This is a genomic window from Rubrivivax gelatinosus (assembly GCF_004340905.1).
GTDB lineage: Bacteria > Pseudomonadota > Gammaproteobacteria > Burkholderiales > Burkholderiaceae_C > Rubrivivax > Rubrivivax gelatinosus.
This window is the reverse complement of the sequence record NZ_SLXD01000029.1, coordinates 1-4689: the sequence shown is the minus strand read 5'-3', so window position 1 is coordinate 4689 and position 4689 is coordinate 1. Positions and strand designations below refer to the sequence as shown.

At 53.4% G+C, this 4689-nt stretch carries 2 tRNA genes and 2 rRNA genes; all 4 read right to left on the bottom strand.

Annotation, left to right across the window (positions count from 1 at the left end):
* Window positions 1-38: 38 nt before the first annotated feature.
* Window positions 39-2915 (bottom strand): 23S ribosomal RNA (locus EV684_RS23810).
* A 285-nt stretch (window positions 2916-3200) separates the two neighbouring features.
* Window positions 3201-3276: transfer RNA gene (locus tag EV684_RS23805), tRNA-Ala, on the bottom strand.
* Between the two features lie 6 nt (window positions 3277-3282).
* Window positions 3283-3359, bottom strand: a tRNA-Ile gene (locus tag EV684_RS23800).
* Between the two features lie 73 nt (window positions 3360-3432).
* A 16S ribosomal RNA gene (locus tag EV684_RS23795) occupies window positions 3433-4689 on the bottom strand; the annotation flags it as partial.

Below are 4689 nucleotides of genomic sequence, written 5' to 3'. Positions count from 1 at the left end.
TTTTGGCATAACCCGTTTGACTCAATCGTCAAAGTTATAGGGTCAAGCCTCACGAGCAATTAGTACCGGTTAGCTCAACGCATTACTGCGCTTCCACACCCGGCCTATCAACGTCCTGGTCTCGAACGACTCTTCAGGGGGCTCAAGGCCCCGGCAAGACTCATCTTGGAACGAGTTTCCCGCTTAGATGCTTTCAGCGGTTATCTCTTCCGCACTTAGCTACTCGGCAATGCCACTGGCGTGACAACCGATACACCAGAGGTGCGTCCACTCCGGTCCTCTCGTACTAGGAGCAGGCTTCCTCAATCTTGCAGCGCCCACGGAAGATAGGGACCAAACTGTCTCACGACGTTTTAAACCCAGCTCACGTACCTCTTTAAATGGCGAACAGCCATACCCTTGGGACCGGCTACAGCCCCAGGATGAGATGAGCCGACATCGAGGTGCCAAACACCGCCGTCGATATGAACTCTTGGGCGGTATCAGCCTGTTATCCCCAGAGTACCTTTTATCCGTTGAGCGATGGCCCTTCCATACAGAACCACCGGATCACTTAGTCCTACTTTCGTACCTGCTCGACTTGTCAGTCTCGCAGTCAAGCACGCTTATGCCTATGCACTATTAGCACGATTTCCGACCGTGCCTAGCGTACCTTCGAACTCCTCCGTTACGCTTTGGGAGGAGACCGCCCCAGTCAAACTGCCCACCATACACTGTCCCCAACCCGGATAACGGGCCAAGGTTAGAACCTCAAACACACCAGGGTGGTATTTCAACGTTGGCTCCACGATACCTAGCGGCACCGCTTCAAAGCCTCCCACCTATCCTACACAGATCTGTTCAAAGTCCAATGTAAAGCTACAGTAAAGGTTCATGGGGTCTTTCCGTCTTTCCGCGGGGAGATTGCATCATCACAAACATTTCAACTTCGCTGAGTCTCTGGAGGAGACAGTGTGGCCATCGTTACGCCATTCGTGCAGGTCGGAACTTACCCGACAAGGAATTTCGCTACCTTAGGACCGTTATAGTTACGGCCGCCGTTTACTGGGACTTCAATCAAGAGCTTGCACCCCATCATTTAATCTTCCAGCACCGGGCAGGCGTCACACCCTATACGTCGACTTTCGTCTTTGCAGAGTGCTGTGTTTTTAATAAACAGTCGCAGCCACCGATTCTCTGCGGCCTCATTGGGCTCCCCAAGTAAATGGTTCACCTACTAAAGGCACACCTTCTTCCGAAGTTACGGTGTCAATTTGCCGAGTTCCTTCTCCAGAGTTCTCTCAAGCGCCTTAGAATACTCATCTCGCGCACCAGTGTCGGTTTGCGGTACGGTCGTGTGCAGCTGAAGCTTAGTGGCTTTTCCTGGAAGCAGGGTATCACTCACTTCGGAAGCAAGCTTCCTCGTTATCACCCCTCATCTAAGACCCCCGGATTTGCCTAAGGGCCACGACTACAGGCTTGAACCGGGACATCCAACACCCGGCTGAGCTAACCTTCTCCGTCCCCACATCGCACTACACATCGGTACAGGAATATTGACCTGTTTCCCATCAGCTACGCATCTCTGCCTCGCCTTAGGGGCCGACTCACCCTACGCCGATGAACGTTGCGTAGGAAACCTTGCGCTTTCGGCGAGGGGGCTTTTCACCCCCTTTAACGCTACTCATGTCAGCATTCGCACTTCCGATACCTCCAGCAGACCTCACGATCCACCTTCGCAGGCGTACGGAACGCTCTCCTACCACTTGCACTTGCGTGCAAATCCGCAGCTTCGGTAACTGGCTTAGCCCCGTTACATCTTCCGCGCAGGACGACTCGATCAGTGAGCTATTACGCTTTCTTTAAATGGTGGCTGCTTCTAAGCCAACATCCTGACTGTTTTAGCCTTCCCACTTCGTTTCCCACTTAGCCAATTTTGGGGACCTTAGCTGGCGGTCTGGGTTGTTTCCCTCTTGTGTCCGGACGTTAGCACCCGGTGCACTGTCTCCCAAGCTGTACTCATCGGTATTCGGAGTTTGCAATGGTTTGGTAAGTCGCCATGACCCCCTAGCCATAACAGTGCTCTACCCCCGACGGTAATACTTGAGGCACTACCTAAATAGTTTTCGGAGAGAACCAGCTATCTCCAAGTTTGTTTAGCCTTTCACCCCTATCCACAGCTCATCCGCTAGTTTTGCAACACTAGTCGGTTCGGACCTCCAGCAGGTGTTACCCTACCTTCATCCTGGCCATGGATAGATCACTTGGTTTCGGGTCTACACCCAGCGACTAGACGCCCTATTCGGACTCGGTTTCCCTTCGCCTTCCCTATTCGGTTAAGCTTGCCACTGAATGTAAGTCGCTGACCCATTATACAAAAGGTACGCCGTCACCCTTGCGGGCTCCGACTTTTTGTATGCATGCGGTTTCAGGATCTATTTCACTCCCCTCCCGGGGTTCTTTTCGCCTTTCCCTCACGGTACTAGTTCGCTATCGGTCGATTACGAGTATTTAGCCTTGGAGGATGGTCCCCCCATGTTCAGACAGGGTTTCACGTGCCCCGCCCTACTTGTCGTACGCTTAGTTCCACAGAAGACTTTTTTCATACAGGGCTATCACCTGCTATGGCCGGACTTTCCAGACCGTTCTGATAAATCGACTGCTAAAACGTACAGGCTGTTCCGATTTCGCTCGCCACTACTTTCGGAATCTCGGTTGATGTCTTTTCCTCGAGCTACTGAGATGTTTCAGTTCGCCCGGTTCGCCTCGCCACCCTATGTATTCAGATGACGATACCCTTGCGGGTGGGTTTCCCCATTCGGAAATCCCCGGATCAAAGCTTGCTTGCCAGCTCCCCGAGGCTTATCGCAGACTGCCACGTCCTTCATCGCCTGTAATCGCCAAGGCATCCACCACATGCACTTAGTCACTTGACCCTATAACTTTGACGCCGAAGCTCTCGCTTCAGACATCCGGTCAATGACAGATTTTGAGTATTACGCGTTATGCCGAACTTCAATTCTCGCGAATCAAAGTTTGTATTGACGCAATCAAACTGTCGCTGATGGCACGGCGCATCCCGAAAGATGCTTTCCATCAGCAACGCTGATTTTCGACTCTATGAATTGTTAAAGAACGACGACAGCCGATCGAAACGATCGAACCGGAAAACACTCAAAAAGTGCTTTCCGCTTCCAACGCTTCTTCTTGCTCGCACCAGATGGTGGAGGTGAACGGGATCGAACCGATGACCCCCTGCTTGCAAAGCAGGTGCTCTCCCAGCTGAGCTACACCCCCAGAGGATGGTGGGTCTGGTTGGATTCGAACCAACGACCCCCGCCTTATCAAGACGGTGCTCTAACCGACTGAGCTACAGACCCGTGTTTCCCGGGTAGTCTGTCGTCAACAACAGCCGATAAGTGTGAGCGCTTGAACTTGAGTGCGTTTTTCCAGAAAGGAGGTGATCCAGCCGCACCTTCCGATACGGCTACCTTGTTACGACTTCACCCCAGTCACGAACCCTGCCGTGGTAATCGCCCTCCTTGCGGTTAGGCTAACTACTTCTGGCAGAACCCGCTCCCATGGTGTGACGGGCGGTGTGTACAAGACCCGGGAACGTATTCACCGCGGCAAGCTGATCCGCGATTACTAGCGATTCCGACTTCACGCAGTCGAGTTGCAGACTGCGATCCGGACTACGACCGGTTTTCTGGGATTGGCTCCCCCTCGCGGGTTGGCAGCCCTCTGTACCGGCCATTGTATGACGTGTGTAGCCCTACCCATAAGGGCCATGATGACCTGACGTCATCCCCACCTTCCTCCGGTTTGTCACCGGCAGTCTCATTAGAGTGCCCTTACGTAGCAACTAATGACAAGGGTTGCGCTCGTTGCGGGACTTAACCCAACATCTCACGACACGAGCTGACGACGGCCATGCAGCACCTGTGTCCAGGTTCTCTTTCGAGCACTCCCACATCTCTGCAGGATGCCTGGCATGTCAAGGGTAGGTAAGGTTTTTCGCGTTGCGTCGAATTAAACCACATCATCCACCGCTTGTGCGGGTCCCCGTCAATTCCTTTGAGTTTCAACCTTGCGGCCGTACTCCCCAGGCGGTCAACTTCACGCGTTAGCTACGTTACTGAGAAGAAACCCTCCCAACAACCAGTTGACATCGTTTAGGGCGTGGACTACCAGGGTATCTAATCCTGTTTGCTCCCCACGCTTTCGTGCATGAGCGTCAGTGCAGGCCCAGGGGATTGCCTTCGCCATCGGTGTTCCTCCGCATATCTACGCATTTCACTGCTACACGCGGAATTCCATCCCCCTCTGCCGCACTCAAGCTATGCAGTCACAAATGCAGTTCCCAGGTTAAGCCCGGGGATTTCACATCTGTCTTACATAACCGCCTGCGCACGCTTTACGCCCAGTAATTCCGATTAACGCTTGCACCCTACGTATTACCGCGGCTGCTGGCACGTAGTTAGCCGGTGCTTATTCTTCAGGTACCGTCATCCTCCCGAGGTATTAACCCAGAAGATTTCTTCCCTGACAAAAGCGGTTTACAACCCGAAGGCCTTCTTCCCGCACGCGGCATGGCTGGATCAGGCTTGCGCCCATTGTCCAAAATTCCCCACTGCTGCCTCCCGTAGGAGTCTGGGCCGTGTCTCAGTCCCAGTGTGGCTGGTCGTCCTCTCAGACCAGCTACAGATC